Below are 17,347 nucleotides of genomic sequence, written 5' to 3' on the forward strand. Positions count from 1 at the left end.
TTCTCAATTATGTTGTCTTTTTCTACTAGAACAGTGATATAAAGATCTAGATTTCATAAAAAGGACTATTTATTACATAAAATGGACACGCATTCTTCACCTGAGCAAGCATATAAAATTGGCATCTTGCTAATCGATGGCTTTGCCTTGATGTCCTACTCATCAGTCATAGAACCCTTACGTGCTGCCAACCTTCTGGGTAAAAACCACCTCTATAAGGTTGATCACATTGCGATAGGAAACAGGCACGAAACCATAAGCTCAAGCGGTGCGGCGATCCACGCAACAGCCAGCATATCTGACCATCATGACTATGATCTTATCCTTGTTGTCGCCGGGGGAGATCCATCCAGCTTTGACGACGAACCCACATTCCAATGGTTACGGAACAAAGCCCGGCATGGCGTCAGATTGGGTGGTGTTTCTGCTGGTCCTGTTATCCTCGCCAACGCTGGTGTAATGAAGGGATACAGAATGACTGTGCACTGGGAACATGCCGCAGCTCTATCTGAAAACACCCCGACACTATTGCTTGAACGAAGCCTTTACATAATGGACCGAGATCGCATCACTTGCGCGGGTGGCGTTGCCCCGTTGGATATGATGCATGCATTACAAAGTGAAATTCATGGACCGGAATTTGCCAGAAAGGTCAGTGACTGGTTCATCCATACGGATGTCAGGCCATCCGGCAACCCTCAGCGATCCGGCATGATAGAGCGATATGGCACCCATCATCCAGCTATCATTCAAACACTAGAAATAATGGAAAACCATATTGCGGATCCCCTGAGTTTAAAACAACTCGCTTTGTTATCTTCAATAAGTCCACGCCAACTCAACAGGATTTTTATCGCAAAAATTGGACAGAGCACCATGTCTGTTTACCGTAATTTACGGTTAGAAAAATCCTATAATCTTGTTCGACAAACAGTTTTATCATTAACAGAAATTGCTCTGGCAACAGGCTTTTCCAGTTCAGCGCATTTCTCGAAAGCCTTTCAGGAAAAATATGGTTCTCCCCCCTCGTCGTACAGACAAGATATACAATCAAAGGCATAATAAAATTCATACAGAAGAGAACCTGACTTCAAGATTTAAGGGAATGATTTTATGGTTAAAAATATTCCCTTAAATTACACATATTCAATGCACTATAAAACATTATGCATCTAATATATTAATCTTAACGATCAACCCATTCTTTGACTTTCCCAACAATGGCCGCATTGACGGCAACACCATTTTTATCTGCATTGACACGCGCTTCAAAACGCTCTGCGCCATGCAAGCGAGCCCCATCCTGATCAACAATAGCTTCGATCAAATGATCTACACGTTGCGAGAATACGCCACCCGAAGAAAGTTCAGGATCAATAGCAATAAAGAACTGCCCCGTTTTGGGCGGCCCACCGACAGGACCGGAAAACGGGCTTGCATCAATACCAAGCGTTGCCCCTGTCATAGCCGCCGCCATTAACTCTACCATCAAGGCTGTACCAAAACCTTTATAGCTGCCACTTGGGATCATGGTTCCTTTAAGAGCAACATCCGGATCTGTTGTTGGCTCGCCATCTGGGCCTAGTGCCCATCCTTCCGGAATAGCCTTACCTTCACGGGCATGTTTCATCACTTCGCTTTTAGCGATCACCGAAGCACTTTGATCAATCAAAATACGCGTTTCACCCACAGCACCGGGAACAGCAACAGAGAAAGGATTTGTCCCTACGACGGCTTTTTTACCACCGACTGGGGCAACAGAAGCAGGCGCATTGGTAAAACCTATGCCCAGAAAACCATGCGATGCCAGACGATCAGTGTGGTATCCAAGAATGCCGCAGTTATAGGAGTTACGCAGTCCCAGCGCAGCAATTCCCTGTTCGTGGGCAGCTTTGAGCAGCCATTCAAAACCGAGATCAATCGCCGGATGAGCAAAGCCTGTTTTTGCATCTGCAATTGCCAAGCCTGGACGAACAACATCCAATTCAGGTACAGCAGCACCATCAACCTTGCCACACTCAACGTGCAAGCAATAGGTCGGAACATAGGCCAAACCATGAGACGCAATACCATCTTGTTCCGTGGCCGCAACTGAACGCGCCAAAGAAGCTGCATTTGCTTCTGTTGTTCCTGCCGCAATCAAAGCTTTCAGAGCAAAAGCCTCGATTTCGGGTACACTCATCGTTACAGTTTCAACCATGTGTTCTTCCTTTTATTTTTCTTGTTTATTCATTCTTATTTTAAAGTTTAATCGTTGTCGCTCAGGCCTGCTCCCGCGCCTTTGAGGCGGGATTCTTCTGTAGCCGGGACATAGGTTCTGGCAGCAAAGAACTGAAGATCTGTCCAGTTTTCAAAACTGAGGGGAACGCCCTGAACAACGCGCTCGATAATTGTCCCTGTCCCGGATTTTTCTGCCCTCAAATTCGACAGATCTGAAAGTATACCGGATACTGTCACTCGCTCTGCTTGTTCAATTCCAAGGTCTGCAATAGTACCTTGTTCTAAATAGAGAACATCAGGAGCAATAGTGATTTTCACAGCTTCCCCTGAAACTGAAAACCAGGAAACAGAAAATCCTTTACCAATAGCTTTTGCTGCACGCCCCAATATGGGGAGTATCAATGCCGGTGATGTAATTGATTCCAGAACGATCTCATGACGACCCAATAGACGATCAGCTAAATCATTCAAGGCGCTTCCTGTGATCACAGGACACAGTGCACCGTTTGTCGTGTTCCAAATATCAAGGTCCAATGATTGAGGTCTCAACTCATTGTAAGCTTTACCATCATTGGTCTTTAGCAATGAAAGTAGCAAGCAAACGTTTGGTAAGCCACGTGCAGCCAACCAACGTGTCGCTTTTCCGGCTTCTTCGGCCAAGCCCCAGGACATACCGGCCCCACGGGCCGCCTTGCGTGCAGAAGCTTCGATTTCATTCAAGGAATAGCGTTCCATCACAAGCCCCCCTCTTTATTAATATCCACAGGACTTATATCCATAGGATAGGCCCAGTTATCTTCATCCATCGTTGCTAACTCGTGCGGATAGGGGGCATTTTGGAACATCGTTATGCGTACCCAACGATCAGAACGTGGATCAAAGCGTGTCGCGCCAAAAAAGGAGAGTTTGCAGCGCAAGAGGTCAACAGGCAGCAAATCTTCCCCTATCAGGTTGTCCTGAATTTCAGCATAAGGATAGCGTTGGGTTAGTTGTACTCTGCGAGCAATCAAACGATGTTCTGGATAATCAATCAGGAAAGAGCCAATCTTCTGATCTGTCTGTGCATTCAATAAATCTTTGTATAGGCGCGCAGCATCCCGGCCAATCGATAGCGGTTGCTCCAGATTATCACCCGGCTCTTCACCTCTCGAGCCCAACCGTGGCTCCAGCTTTTCTTCGGATACATACCAGAAGAAAACTGAGTTTGGGTGCCTGTCATAATCCACTGACAATGCCCAACTATAGTGTTCTTCCAGTGCGACCAACAGATCAGCAACACTTTGAGAACCATTAATACGGAAATTATCGTTTTCTTCAGCATACATCACAGATGCATAGGCATCGACGATCTCGGCATGAGGTTCAAGCAGCAAACTAACCAGAAGTTCCTGTCCTTCCAAAGACAGTTCAGCTTCGCCCCAACGATAGAGCTTATCCCATGGCAGATCATCATCCGAAAAAGTATCCAAAGACAAAGCACTTAGCTTTTCCAAATCACGCCGTAAAACGGTTACACGCTCGGCCTGCCTTTCATCCACGGTAAACCAACGATCAAGTGACAGATGAGCACTTTCGAGATACACTTCATAGTGATGTCTTGCTGCTGATGTCATTGTGGGTAAAGCGCGGATACAGGCTAATGCGCTTTCACGCGCATGTATCCAACTGTGTAACAATATTGGATGATTAACCAAGAACGGTGCCATGCCCAAACCAGTTGAATTACCAACACCCAAACTGCGTCGAACTTCCGGCTCCAGCTTTACAGCGGCCTCTGGGGATCGATAGGCCGCCATTTGTTCAACGTAATCAGATACAAAGTTTCGAATGAGCCAAACCGCCAACATTTCAGCGCGGAACGGCCCTAGCATTTCAGAACGATTGGCTATCCGGTCACGATCCGCCATACCAAGCTTACCATTCCCGTAAACGGCAGTTGTCCGCATCAGATAACCAACTTTATTCAACTCGGTCTGATCTGGTTGTCTGCCTGCTGCCAGTTCACTGACAACATATTCGAACAGGCGTACGCTTTTATTAGCGCGAGAGAGAACAAGCTCGCTCTCCAAACACCGTCCGGCTTCCTGTTTCGGAACATTCTGTGACAGACGCTCAATATCATCTTCACCGATAACACCATCATAAAGGGCAAAGGTTGTATCCCACGCTTCGGCAATAACCCGATCAGACCGCTTTGCTGGGTCAAGATCATGGGCAAAGCAAACCAGGCTGTAACTACGTTCAGGTCCCTTTGCCAAATAAACGGCAACGCCTTCTCCCTGAGCGTTAATGCGCCAGACCGGACATTCAAAAGTCCAGTTATCACGCTTCAAACGGCGCATAACGGCGCGCATAAAGCTCAATCTGGTTTGATGAAAAGAGCCCAGACGATCCAGTTTCATGACCTGTTGTGGCGGTCGGAGTGAAATTGAATTTGTGCTATGTAGTTGCGTAGTCACACAAACCTCCAATGAACGCGGGTTATTCAGGGAAGAAACTTTGTCTTCCCTGAATTCATGACAAAAACGACCTAGGCTTCTGCTATAATCGCTGTTGTACTTTCCCGATCACGCTTTTCTAACATACCTGCAATCTGTGGTGCTGCCCACAAAGACGGCAACAACACGAGTGAAACAGGAACCGCCGTCACGACAATAAAGGATTGTAGTGCGCTGACGCCTCCGGATCCCAGCGAGATCAAGATAATCGCCATAACCCCCATCGCAATCCCCCAGAACACACGCACAGCTGTACTTGGTGTATCGCTGTCTGACATTGCAACAGAGATACAATAGGTCATTGAATCGCCCGTTGTTGCGACAAAAACAGTTGTCAGGATAAGGAACAGAATAGAGATCAGGAACCCGCCGGGAAGCTGTTTGGTAATGGCCAACAATGCAGCCGGTAAATTGAAACCTTCGAACGCTGAAGAGACTGAACCTGGATTAGCAAGCTCGAACGCAATGCCAGAACCACCCACGATGGTGAACCAGAAGCAGGTCACGATTGGGGCAATGATTGATAGCATAACCACGATCTGACGAATTGACCGCCCACGGGACACACGGGCAATAAACATAGCCATCAACGGACCATACCCCAGGAACCAGCCCCAGAAGAAAACAGTCCACCAGCCAAGCCATCCACTTTCAGCACGGAACATTGCCATCGGGATAAACTTGTCAACATAAACGCCGAAACTATGAACAAAACTATCAACGATAAAAGCAGTCGGTCCAAACAAGAACATAAAGATCAACAGCGCACATGCCAAAATGACATTAAATCGGCTGAGAATTTGAATACCCTTGTTTACACCTGTAACCGCAGAAACAGTGTAAATACCAACCAATCCCGCGATAACAACAGCTTGAGATGCAAAGCCATCTGAAAGGCCAAAGAGGTCTTGAAGACCATAACTCACTTGTAAACCAAGGAAACCAATCGGGCCAACAGTTCCGGCAACGACGGCGATAATGCAAGACGCATCAGCAATAAGACCTATTGGTCCTTTAAGAGCACGTTCTTTAAAAACCGGGTAGAGCAGCGTGCGCGGAGCAAGTGGCAAGCCCTTCTCGTAATGATAATACATCAAGACGACAGAGGTTAAAGCTCCCAGAATTGCCCATGCCAAGAAGCCCCAGTGCATAAAGGCCTGTGCCAATGCAGGATATGCAGCTTCAGGAGTTTTCGCTTCGACACCGAATAGAGGTGGAGGGGAAAGAAAATGTGCCATTGGCTCACCCGCGGCCCAAAAAACACCGCCGCCAGCTAGCAAGGTACACATAATCATGGCACCCCATTGAAAAACGGTAAACTCTGGCTTATCCAGTTTTCCAAGAACAACAGAACCACGCCCACTAAAGGCCATAAAAAGACCAATAACAAACGTGAGCAAAAGCAATACCTGCCAATAGGCACCAAAAATCTGTACTGACCAGCCAAAACCCGCATTGACCAACTCTTTTAAAAGATCAATATCAATCAGTGCCAAGCCGCAAAACGCCGCAATAAAGCCGCCGGTAACAGCAAAAAGAGGGATATTCACCCCTTTGAAAACCCTGTCTCCAGTTGTTGACGTATACGCCATCTAAGTTACTCCCTAAGTATCATAATTAAGCAGCGCGAACGGTTCCAATGTTATTCCCATTGGTTGCCCCTCCCCACTGTACTAATGGTCAATTATTAGACCTTTTGCCTCTTAAGGCTGTTGAGGGCCAAACGAGTTTTCGTAGAATGAAAACCAGTTCATTCCCATAATCTGTGCTGTTTCTTCTTGTGAAAAACCAATATCCCGCAACCCCGCCGCAAGGTTGGGGAAATCTCTGTTATCTCTGAACCAGCTTGGCATTTCAGGAAAACCTGGATTGGACGCTGAGCCCTCTCCGTAATCGATTGTCTTGGTCCATCGGCCAACACGCATCCATTCAACAATAGAGTCCGGCTGGTCCTGACAAAGATCACTGCCGATACCGATGCTTTCAACACCGATCATTTCGGCCGTTTTTGCGATCATCGTACAGAAACCTTTTAGTGTGCAGTCACTCTTGCCTTTGAGGTGATGAGGGTAGAGTGAAAACCCGATCATGCCGCCAGATTGTGCCAATGCTTTCAAAACCGTATCAGATTTATTACGCAATGCCGGGTGCCAGAAGTTTGGGTTGGCATGGGTAATTGCAATCGGACGCTCGGAAATTTCAATAGCTTCAAGTGTTGAACGTTCCGCAGAATGAGACATATCAACCACAAGGCCAACACGGTTCATTTCCTTGATTACCTGCTTGCCCATCCTGGTAATTCCCGGATCTTCGACTTCATAACATCCTGTCGCCAACAAGGATTGATTATTATAGGACAACTGCATAAAACGGGCGCCAAGTGTGTGGCAAATTTCGACCAGTCCAATATCATCTTCAATCGGGGAACAGTTCTGAAATCCAAAGAAAATAGCTGTACGACCACTTTCATTGGCACGGCGAATATCATCCGCCGTGCGCCCGTGAATAATCAATTTATCGTGCTGTTCAAAAAAACGGTTCCACTGTTCAACATTGGTGACAGTTTCCCGAAACATCTCGTGATAACAGATTGTGGCATGAACGGCATCAACACCACCTTCACGCATTTGGGCAAAAGTCTTTTCTGACCAATTACAGTATTGAAGACAGTCAATCACATATGAGTTTTTGTCGCTCATGCCAATATCTCCTACTTTGTCCTATTACTCTGGTGAACCTGAACTGATGTAGGATGTTTTAACCTGCGTATAGAACTCAGCAGCATAAGAGCCTTGTTCACGAGGACCGTAACTTGAATCACCACGGCCACCAAAAGGCACATGGTAATCAGTACCGGCTGTTGGCAGATTGATCATGACACAGCCTGTACGACTATTACGGCGATAGTGATTAGCACGCGCAAGAGAATTGGTCATGATGCCTGACGTTAAACCAAATCCAGTGTCATTAGAAACACTTAGTGCTTCATCGTAAGATCCTACTTTAATAATGCAGGCAATTGGAGCGAACATTTCTTCTCGATTGATTTTCATGGAATTGTCGCCATTAATGAACAAAGCCGGAGACATAAAATATCCCTCGGTTGCCATATCCAGACGATCACCACCACAAACCAGTTCACACCCTTCTTCTTTTGCCAACTTCATATAGGCAAGGTTGGAATTGAGCTGTGTCTCGCTGACAACCGGGCCAAGCTGAGTGCCATCAGCCAAAGCATGTCCGACTTTCATCGCTTTTGTTGCCACGCTTGCTTTTTCAACAAATGCATCGTGGATTTTTTCATGAACAATCAAACGAGACGAAGCTGTACACTTTTGACCTGTACCACCGAAGGCACCGCCAACAGCACAAGAAACCGCCAGATCTAAATCGGCATCATCCATAACGACCAACGGGTTCTTTGAACCCATTTCCATCTGGACTTTCGTCATGTTTGCCATCGCAGATGCAGCAATGCCGCGACCAACATCAACAGAACCTGTGAATGAAATAGCATCAACACCTGCACTTTCAACAAGACGTTGGCCAACGGAAGAACCTCCGCCCATTACCAGATTGAAAAGTCCTTTTGGTAGATCATGACGAGAGAAGATCTCTGCCAATGCCCAGGCGCTCGCCGGGGTCAAGTTCGCAGGTTTCCAAACAACTGCGTTACCATATGCCAATGCTGGCGCGATCTTCCATGTCGCTGTTGCTGTCGGAAAGTTCCAAGGGGAAATAATAGCAACCACACCGACAGGTTCGCGGCGAACATCAATTTCAATACCGTCACGCACTGAATCAGCAGTGTCGCCCATTTGGCGAAGTACTTCAGCCGCGTAGTAGGTAAAAAACTGCCCTGCACGGAAAATCTCTCCCTTACCTTCTGCAAGCGGCTTACCTTCTTCACGAGAAAGCAGCTCTCCCAATTCGGCAGCACGGCTTTTCATTTCTTCGCCAATAGACATCAAAACGCTATAACGCTTTTCCAGCCCTGTAGCGGCCCAAACCTTTTGTGCCCGTCTGGCTGCATCCAGTGCAGTATCAAGCTGCGCGCTGCTTGCCTGTGCGTACTCACCGATAACGTCTGACAGATCAGATGGGTTTATATTTTTGATATAGTTATCAGCGGCAACCCATTCACCAGCGATATAATTGGAAAATTTGGACATGATTACCTTCTCATTTCAATCAACACAGCAGGCTTTTCAGAACAGTACAGTCGAAAGAGGCCTAGCAAAAAATTCTGGAAACATTTCCGCAAAATTTGCAACTTTCGTCAAATTCAAATAATTTAGGAAAACTTCAATTTTATTGAATAAGGAAAAATCACAATGGCGATCACTCTTGCCATGCTAAAAACCTTTGTTTCCGTTGCAGAAAACGGTTCTTTGATGGAAGCTGCAAAACAGTTGGGCAGGACGCCATCAGCTGTATCTATGGCCCTTAAACAACTTGAAATCGAATTTGATACGCAACTTTTTTCTGGCGAGCGCAAAGGAAGCCTTACCCCAACCGGAATTTTTGCATTGGAACAGGCTCGTAATTTAACTGATCAATGTGATGAAGTTTTTTCCGCGATCAAAGCCTATGCAAAAAATGAAATCGGGTATATCTCACTCACTTGTGTTCCATCCGTTGCAGAGCATATTTTACCGCAGGTGATAAAAGCGTTCCATGCACAGTGGCCTAAAGTAGAAATAGAAATAAGGGATGCTGATTCACGTAGTGTTATCAACGCAGTTCATAGCGGACGCGTTCAATTCGGTATCGCAAGTTTAGCCAAAAATCTCCCCGGTATCGAGTTCACACCATTATTCGAAGACAGCCTTGGCCTTGTAAGTAGTGCTGTTGATAGCCGGCCAGCCCCGAACAAAAGTATCAATTCACCCAAAATGAGATCATTTTTAAAAAATAAAAAGCTACTCCTAAACAGTATAACGCAAACAATTACGCTGCCCGAAATATTGGAAAATCAAGAGAACAGTCGCATCACAGTACATAACGTAACATCCGTTCTCGCCTTGGTGAAAGCTGGCGCAGGGCTGACCGTATTGCCCAGACTACTGGTTCCTGATACAGACACTTCCCTGAATTTTATTCCTTTCACCGATAAAAAACTACGGCGAACAGTTGGCCTTTTTCAACGTAATGGCACCCTTTTATCGCCTGCCGCTCTTTCTCTGATAGAAAAAATACACACCCGGATCGCTGAGATCGAACTCAACATGGGAGGTAATTTCACGAAACTAGAACAACCTACACAAGAGAGATAACACATTATATAAATATAACTATATCAAATACTTAATGAAACAACGCAATGCTAAGGAAGTGCTGGACAATAAACACCCTTTCCCGCATTCAATTGTTTTATCCCATCATTCGTTCAGCTTTGGGATCAAAAAGCGTTTCCGTAAACATTCTGGCTTTGAGCATCACCCCGAGGACCTCTATTTCAACCTCAAGGCCGTCCTTGGAGATCTCGGCTGGTAGAAATCCGTAGGCTACTGATTTCTTGCTATAGTGGGCATAACCGCCCGAAGTTACAAAGCCAATTACCTTGCCATCATGCCAAATGGGTTCATCCCCCCATACATCCGCATCAATGGCCTCGACAACAAATGTGCAAAGCTTTCGACTTGCCCCTTGTTCCTTTTCTCTCAGAGCCGCTGCTTTACCTATAAAGTCAGCTTTTTTATTATACGATGTAAAGCGGTCCATCCCTGTCTCCACAGGCATATAGTCAGGTCGAAACTCTCTTCCCCAGGACCCAAAGGATTTTTCAAGTCGCAATGACATCATGGCACGCATACCAAAAGGCTTTAACCCTAAATCCTGCCCTGCTTCAGAAAGAACATTATAGAGAGTAGCCTGTTGTTCGATTGGAACATAAATTTCGTACCCAAGATCGCCTGTATAGGAAACCCTTTGAACCAAAGCACGACAGGAACCAATATCTGTTTCTTTGACATCCAAAAATTTAAAGTTATCGGCTGACACATCTTCGAAAGCAACGCGGCTCAATAATTCACGGGCATTAGGCCCTGCAATCTGAAAACCAATGCGCTTGGTCGAGATATTCTCAATGATAACAGAACCATCGGAAGGCAAATTTTGCTCAAACCAGCGTAAATGTGCTGCTTGCATTCCAAAAGAAGCCGTTACCATAAATTCATGATTGCTCAAGCAGGATACCGTGAAATCACCGATCAACTTTCCCTTATGGCTCAGCATAGGATTAAGCGCCAATCGTTCCAGCTTTGGAATACGCCCGGCCATAATCACATCCAGCCAGTCACGTGCACCCGGCCCCGTAACGCGATATTTACCAAAGTTATGGACTTCGTTAATGCCAACGGCTTCACGAACAGCGCGACATTCCACTGCAACTGCCTCAAACGCATTGCTCCGGCGGAAACTAGGCGTTTCTTCAAGGGGTTCCCCCTCAGGCGCAAAATAATTTACGGCCTCCATGCCATATGCAGCGCCAAAAACCGCGCGTTGTTCTTTCCAGATATGATAAGCTGGGGTCGTCTGATGTGGACGCGCAACAGGTAGCTCTTCATTTGGATACGATACCGAAAAACGCCGTTGATAGTTTTCTTTCACCTTGGCCCGCGTATATCCCGGTGTAATCCAATCCCCAAAACGGGCAACATCCATCGCAAAGACATCACGGGATGGTTCGCCTTCGATCATCCATTCAGCAAGGGTCAAACCAACCCCACCACCCTGTGAGAACCCAGCCATAACCCCACAAGCAGACCAGTAGTTTCTCAAGCCACGAACAGGCCCGACCAATGGGTTGCCATCGGGTGCAAAGGTAAAAGGTCCATTGATAACCGTTTTAACGCCGACACGTTCCAAAACAGGGAACCGTTTAAAGGCAAACTCTAATGAATCACCGATACGGTCCAGATTATTGTTTAAAAGTTCGTGGCCAAAGTCCATCGGGGTGCCGCGTTCTGCCCATGCGTCACAGGCTTGTTCGTAAAACCCGATGCAAAGTCCCCTTCCCTCTTGCCGGAGATAGCTTTCACCCTCGGGATCCATCACATGTGGTAACTCCCGATCCAGCTCATAAACTTCGGGCGCATCCTCTGTGACCAGATATTGATGTTCCATCGGGTGAAGCGGCATGTAAACGCCGGCCATTTCACCAACTTCACGTGCCCACAAGCCACCAGCGTTCACAATGTGCTCGGCAATCACTGTGCCTTCTTTTGTAACAACTTCCCAAGAACCATCGGCCTGTGGATTGAGCTCTAGCACAGGATTACGCAATACAATCTCAGCCCCGGCCATTTTGGCTGCCTTGGCATAAGCATGTGTTGTTCCCGAAGGATCAAGATGCCCGTCAAGGGGATCGTAAAGCGCCCCGATAACGCCATCAATATTGGTAATTGGTGACAACTTTTTGATTTCTTCGGGGCTGACAATTTCAGTATCCAGGCCCATATAGCGATGCTTTGCGCGCTCAGCCTTGAGGAAATCCATGCGCTCTGGTGTCGAAGCCAACGTGACCCCACCGACATGATGCAGACCACAAGACATCCCGGTAATCTCTTCCAGTTCTTTATATAGTCGGATTGTGTACCCTTGTAGTGCAGCCATGTTCGTGTCTGCGTTCAGAGTATGGAAACCACCAGCTGCATGCCATGTCGAACCCGAAGTCAGCTCTGACCGCTCGATCAGCACAACATCATTCCATCCAAGCTTTGTCAGGTGATAGAGAACAGAACAACCAACAACACCGCCACCGATGACAGCTACACGAGTATGCGATTTCATAGGACCTATCCGATTACTGAGAAGCTGGAATTCTGATTGATTTCACGATTACGGGAAAACACACCAAGAGAAATGGTTTTATCTATATTTTCCAAATGGAATTTCAAAGGCGTGGCATCATGATTGTGACCCTTTTCACAGGCTTCAACGATTGCCGTCATCATTTTTCCGGCCACAGGCGCGTTCTTGTACTGATTACCACTGGTCCCCACAGCCATATAAAAACCGGGCAAGCTACTTTTATCATAAATCGGCATCCAGTCTTCAGTCACATCGTAAAGGGCAACAACGCCTTTTGTTTTAGAGGGAATACCAAGCTCGGGAAAACGTTGAGCCATCCGCATGACCAGAACTTTCCACTGTTCAGAAAAGTTTTCATCATAATTATCAGGATCATCCACCCATTCTTTTTCATCACAGGCAGGATCTTCTGACCCAATCAGTATATTGTTCCCTGTCTCGGGGCGGCAGTAAGTATGAATATCACTATCCGAATAAACCATTCCCTCTTTTTCGAAATCAAACCCTTCTGGGGATGGTACATGGGCAACTTCATGACGAAGGGCACGCGTACTCATTTTCATGTCCTGACACACACCAGCCATTTCGTTGACTTTGGACGAATGTGGGCCGGCAACATTAATCACAACAGGCGCGCTGATCTTCGTACCGTCTGATAATATAACACCACTTACCCGCCCGTTCTGTGTCAAGATTTCACTGACTTCTGTTTTAAACAGGAACTCAGCTCCATGAGCCTCAGCAGCGCGTTGCGCATTATGCGCCGATAGTTTTGGATCATTCACATATCCACCGCGCGGAAAGAATACCGCCCCCTCAACAGCGGGTCCCGTCGGCAATCCAAATTCAGGGTCTTCTGGGCGACGAGCAGGTTCAAATTGTTGCGTATCTGAGATTGGTAAATACTTTTTGATATCAGATGTCGAAATATCCTTATAGGGACAACCAATCTCATCCATCGTCGCACAGACTTTTTTAAGCGAATGATTGTGAGGCGTTTTAATAACAAGACATCCCGTTTCTTTATATTCGATCATGCCATGGTCGTCCTGAACGCCCACATAATCGTTCCAGTTTTTCCAGTAATGCCACCCCTCATAAGCAAGTGCACAGGTTTCCAAAGCTGAATAATACGTCCGAATAATCGCGCAAGAGCCAGATGTCGAACCATATCCAGATTCCGGCAACTTATCGATGGAAAGCGTTTTCCACCCCTTCTTGGCCATTTCAAAAGCTGTACAGGCCCCAATGACCCCTGCACCGATAATGATTACGTCGTATGATTTACTCATTCTTCTCTTCGTCCCTGTTTATTCTTGTTTGCTGATTTTCTTGTATTTCTCTGTCATAAGATTTCTAGGCTAAAAATCTCCTGACACACCACCCTCTGCGGTTCTGCGTGCCACAAATTCAGCGATTTCATCTTGCCTGCTGATATCAAGGTCTGGTTTTTGATAGTCATTGATAATGTTCTTATAAATTGAATGCGCGCGTTCTGTTGTTGTTTTTGAACCGCCTTCTTCCCAGTTCTCAAAATTATTCCAATCCGACAAAATTGGCGAATAAAAGGCAGTTTCATAACGTTCCAGCGTATGGGGTGTGCCAAAGAAATGACCGCCAGGCCCCACATCCTTAACGGCATCCAATCCTAAACTACTTTCTGTTATTTCAGGTGGTTGCAGGAACTTCGTCATCATCTGTAACATCTCGGCATCAATGATTACCTTCTCAAAAGAGGCGCATAACCCACCTTCGATCCAGCCTGCGCCGTGCATGAGCATATTGGCCTGTCCCATAACGGCAGACCAGATAGACATCTGGCTTTCATAGGTCGCCTGTGCATCGACACAGTTCGATGCGTTCGCATTTGATGAGCGATAGGGAACGCCGACACGCCGGGCCAACTGTCCGCCAATCATGGCAGCTTGTGCATTTTCAGGTGTCCCAAAAGCAGGTGACCCACTTTTCATATCAACATTTGAGGTAAAGCCCCCGTAAGCAACAGGGCATCCCGGAGCAACCAACTGTAATAACGTCATCCCGGCAAGTGCTTCGGCGTGTTGCTGTGCCAAGGCCCCTGCAACAGTAATCGGTGCCATCGCGCCGGATAAGGTAAAGGGTGTGATGACACATAGCTGGTTATGCCGCGCCATTTCCATCGCCCCCTCAATCATCACACCATCCAAACGAAGCGGAGAAGATGTATTGATGATCGTAAACAACCGAGTCTTTTTCTTGAAATCATCCCAATTGTGACAACCATGGGCTATGCGGGCGATTTCCAAAGCATCTGTTATCCGTTCTTTACCCAACGCATAAGCATGGAAAACCTTATCCGTCAGCAATGCCATATCAGCAATGCATTCGAGGTGCCGTATACGCGGAAGGATATCAACCGGCTCTACTGGGTACCCTGCAATAAAGTGTACAATGTTTAAAGACTGACACAGCTTGAGAAGATTACGATAATCTTCCTGATTTCCAGGTCGCCGCCCACGTTCGATATCACTGACGTTTGGGGCAGATGCGACAGAGCCAAAAGAAATGTTCCCGGGGGATAAATCCAAATTATGTGCGGGGTTTCGAGCGTGTAAAATGACATTAGAAGGCGCATGTGACATCGCCTCCTTGATTAATTCTCGGTCCATATAGACCCGGTCACTTCCAATTTTTGTTTTCGCACCTGCTTTATGTAAGATTTCTTTTGCTTCGGCATGAAGAATGTCTATGCCAACTTCTTCAAGAATACGATACGCCGTATCGCAAATAGCATCGATTTGACCCTCGTCCAGTATTTCTATGGGGCGATAGGACGTTTGCACTTGAGACCAAGGTAATTGTTGAATCCCTGATGCCGCGACATGAGGCCTTTTATTCCTTTTACGCCCGGATCTTTGCAACATGTTCGCGTCTCCCAATACAGTACTAAATACCTAAAGCAAACCTAATCGTTCTTAAGCTTCACATTCCAAACCAAAGGCCTCTTCCACAACCTTCATCCGCATTTCGATCACGTCATAATCGCGCTCTTTCAAAGGGGAAAACCCAATAAGAAGAAGGGCTTCACGTGTTGCTTCATCAAGAGAAACCATCGCATCAACCACCGCCATATGAAGTTGATCAATCTCTTTTCGAGAGCGCCGCGCCGTTATAAAGGGAAGTGTTGGTGTCGGTTCACTTGTGGCTATAACCCTTAGTTTTTGGGCTGCTGGCTCATGACGTAGTGCCAATTCCCAACTAAGCGCATCAATAGCCGCAAAATCGGCCTGTCCCATAGCAACTGCCTGAATAGACGCACGATGGCTACCGCTCTCAAAAGAAGAAACAAAATCATCTGCATTTCCGACCGAGATTAGTGTATACAAAAGTGCTGCATAGCCAGATTGAGACCCTTTATCATTATAAGCAAAGGTCAATCCTTTTAAGTCATTCAATGTATCGATTGAAGTCTCGTGATGAACAACAATGGCACTGTAATAGGAACCTGCCCCGCAGTTTATGCCATAAGCGGGGGTCCCCACTATAGACACCTTATCTTTCAATACTGTTTTAAAAGGCAAGCCACAGGTTTGGGACAGAAGCAAGTTACCGTCTAACCACTGCTCCATCGGGGCATGAGTTCTATCCAGAGCTGGAGGAGCGATAAAGCCCTGATCCGCAAGGCTTGTACGAAGCTCTTTATAAAGTTGGTCATTGTAAACCTGAACTTCTGGCCAGTCATACATCGGAAGAGAGACAATCGCTTCACTCATCTCACCATCCTTAATTAACGTTTGCGGTTTTAGCTGCTATTTTAGCGGATGTTTTAGCTCTGGCATTAACAGGCAACTTGGCAATTATAGCTTTAGGCTTTTTCGGTGTGAAAGGATACGCAACAGGTTCTTTTTTTGAAAAAGTGAATCGTTTGAAAATTTCAGTGTAACTTTTGAAACTGTAACCTCGGTTCATTTCCAAAAATCGCTGTCTATTTTTCTGAAAAATACCAGGTAACTTATACCAGGGAACGGTTGGATAGGCATGATGAACCACATGCAGATTATTGTTTAAAAAGAGAAAACTGAAAAAACCTTTATCTTCGACAATAACCGTTCTGGCACGCATGGACTCATGAGCTTGATGTTCCAAAAACGTACGAACCATCAATAAAGAATATGCAAAATAACTACAGACAAGGTAGGCCCAGACAGGCATATCACTAAAAGTATAGATAACCATGACAACCAATACACTCATCACATAATGCAGCCCCCATGTGAGAATGATTTTTTGATTTCCATTGATTATTTCAGATATAGCGAAACCGATAGAACTGAGTGCTGGACCGATCAACATTCGCCCAAACAACGTGTTGTTAAACTCAAACACTGCTTGTACCCACCCCGGACGTTTCTCCCAGGTTTCCAAATCTTGATATGCGCTCTCAGGATCTTCAAAAGGATCGCTGATACTCGCGTTTTGGTGATGTTTTATATGTGTTTCTTTGAACCGAAGATAAGGAACCAATAATCCAACCGGTATAATAACAAGGGCATCATTCAATCGTTCTGACACAAAAGGATGGCCATGTATGCATTCATGCTGCAACGAAGAGTGCAAAGTAATCAAAGGGATAACAATAATAATTTGTAGAAATAAAGGTATTCCAAATGGGTTAAAAACCATCAAGCCTAACAAGGAATAGCACGAAATAATAAGTAACAAAGTTCGCCATTCAGCACGATCACGCAACAACACTTTCAACCTCCGTCATTTAACCTAATAACGATGCGGTAGAAAAATATTATCGACAACAATACAATACAATCATTATAATA

13 protein-coding genes are annotated in these 17,347 nt (G+C 46.0%); 2 read left to right on the top strand and 11 right to left on the bottom strand.

Annotated elements, in window-relative coordinates:
• Positions 1-81: 81 nt before the first annotated feature.
• A complete protein-coding gene (locus tag ACN0W5_RS16565) occupies positions 82-1,062 on the top strand; it encodes a GlxA family transcriptional regulator (RefSeq protein WP_417455193.1) in 981 nt (326 codons plus the stop codon).
• 124 nt (positions 1,063-1,186) lie between these two features.
• Here the strand turns inward: ACN0W5_RS16565 and ACN0W5_RS16570 are convergent, their stop codons facing one another.
• The 6 genes from ACN0W5_RS16570 to ACN0W5_RS16595 form a co-directional block, all read right to left on the bottom strand.
• Positions 1,187-2,200 carry an Ldh family oxidoreductase gene (locus ACN0W5_RS16570; RefSeq protein ID WP_417455194.1) on the bottom strand — a complete coding sequence of 338 codons (1,014 nt, stop codon included), beginning with the start codon at positions 2,198-2,200 and terminating at the stop codon, positions 1,187-1,189.
• Positions 2,201-2,247: 47 nt separating this feature from the next.
• The gene (locus ACN0W5_RS16575) at positions 2,248-2,955 is read right to left on the bottom strand and encodes a DUF3726 domain-containing protein (protein WP_417455195.1); all 708 of its coding nucleotides are present in this window, start codon (positions 2,953-2,955) and stop codon (positions 2,248-2,250) included.
• Positions 2,955-4,679, bottom strand: a complete 1,725-nt coding sequence (locus tag ACN0W5_RS16580; RefSeq protein ID WP_417455196.1) for a hypothetical protein — start codon at positions 4,677-4,679, stop codon at positions 2,955-2,957. Before ACN0W5_RS16580 ends, ACN0W5_RS16575 begins: the two co-directional genes overlap by 1 nt.
• Positions 4,680-4,750: 71 nt before the next feature.
• Positions 4,751-6,310, bottom strand: a complete 1,560-nt coding sequence (locus ACN0W5_RS16585; RefSeq protein ID WP_417455197.1) for a BCCT family transporter — start codon at positions 6,308-6,310, stop codon at positions 4,751-4,753.
• Positions 6,311-6,421: 111 nt separating this feature from the next.
• Positions 6,422-7,417 (bottom strand): membrane dipeptidase, encoded by a 996-nt coding sequence (locus ACN0W5_RS16590; RefSeq protein WP_417455198.1) that lies wholly within the window; start codon positions 7,415-7,417, stop codon positions 6,422-6,424.
• A gap of 24 nt (positions 7,418-7,441) precedes the next feature.
• Entirely contained in the window at positions 7,442-8,890 is a 1,449-nt protein-coding gene (locus tag ACN0W5_RS16595; protein WP_417455199.1) for an aldehyde dehydrogenase family protein, read from the bottom strand.
• 162 nt (positions 8,891-9,052) lie between these two features.
• On the opposite strand from ACN0W5_RS16595, the gene ACN0W5_RS16600 reads away from it, so the two are divergent.
• A complete protein-coding gene (locus tag ACN0W5_RS16600; protein ID WP_417455200.1) occupies positions 9,053-9,994 on the top strand; it encodes a LysR family transcriptional regulator in 942 nt (313 codons plus the stop codon).
• A 97-nt stretch (positions 9,995-10,091) separates the two neighbouring features.
• Here the strand turns inward: ACN0W5_RS16600 and ACN0W5_RS16605 are convergent, their stop codons facing one another.
• The 5 genes from ACN0W5_RS16605 to ACN0W5_RS16625 form a co-directional block, all read right to left on the bottom strand.
• A complete protein-coding gene (locus ACN0W5_RS16605) occupies positions 10,092-12,512 on the bottom strand; it encodes a GcvT family protein (protein ID WP_417455201.1) in 2,421 nt (806 codons plus the stop codon).
• Positions 12,513-12,517: 5 nt separating this feature from the next.
• The gene (locus ACN0W5_RS16610; RefSeq protein ID WP_417455202.1) at positions 12,518-13,825 is read right to left on the bottom strand and encodes an NAD(P)/FAD-dependent oxidoreductase; all 1,308 of its coding nucleotides are present in this window, start codon (positions 13,823-13,825) and stop codon (positions 12,518-12,520) included.
• Positions 13,826-13,894: 69 nt separating this feature from the next.
• Positions 13,895-15,436, bottom strand: a complete 1,542-nt coding sequence (locus ACN0W5_RS16615) for a trimethylamine methyltransferase family protein (protein WP_417455203.1) — start codon at positions 15,434-15,436, stop codon at positions 13,895-13,897.
• A 51-nt stretch (positions 15,437-15,487) separates the two neighbouring features.
• Positions 15,488-16,285: a phosphate/phosphite/phosphonate ABC transporter substrate-binding protein gene (locus ACN0W5_RS16620; RefSeq protein ID WP_417455204.1), complete on the bottom strand. Its 798-nt coding sequence runs from the start codon at positions 16,283-16,285 to the stop codon at positions 15,488-15,490.
• A gap of 10 nt (positions 16,286-16,295) precedes the next feature.
• Positions 16,296-17,261 (bottom strand): fatty acid desaturase, encoded by a 966-nt coding sequence (locus ACN0W5_RS16625; protein WP_417455205.1) that lies wholly within the window; start codon positions 17,259-17,261, stop codon positions 16,296-16,298.
• Positions 17,262-17,347: the final 86 nt, after the last annotated feature.

Source organism: Kiloniella sp. (genome assembly GCF_048270245.1).
Lineage (GTDB): Bacteria > Pseudomonadota > Alphaproteobacteria > Kiloniellales > Kiloniellaceae > Kiloniella.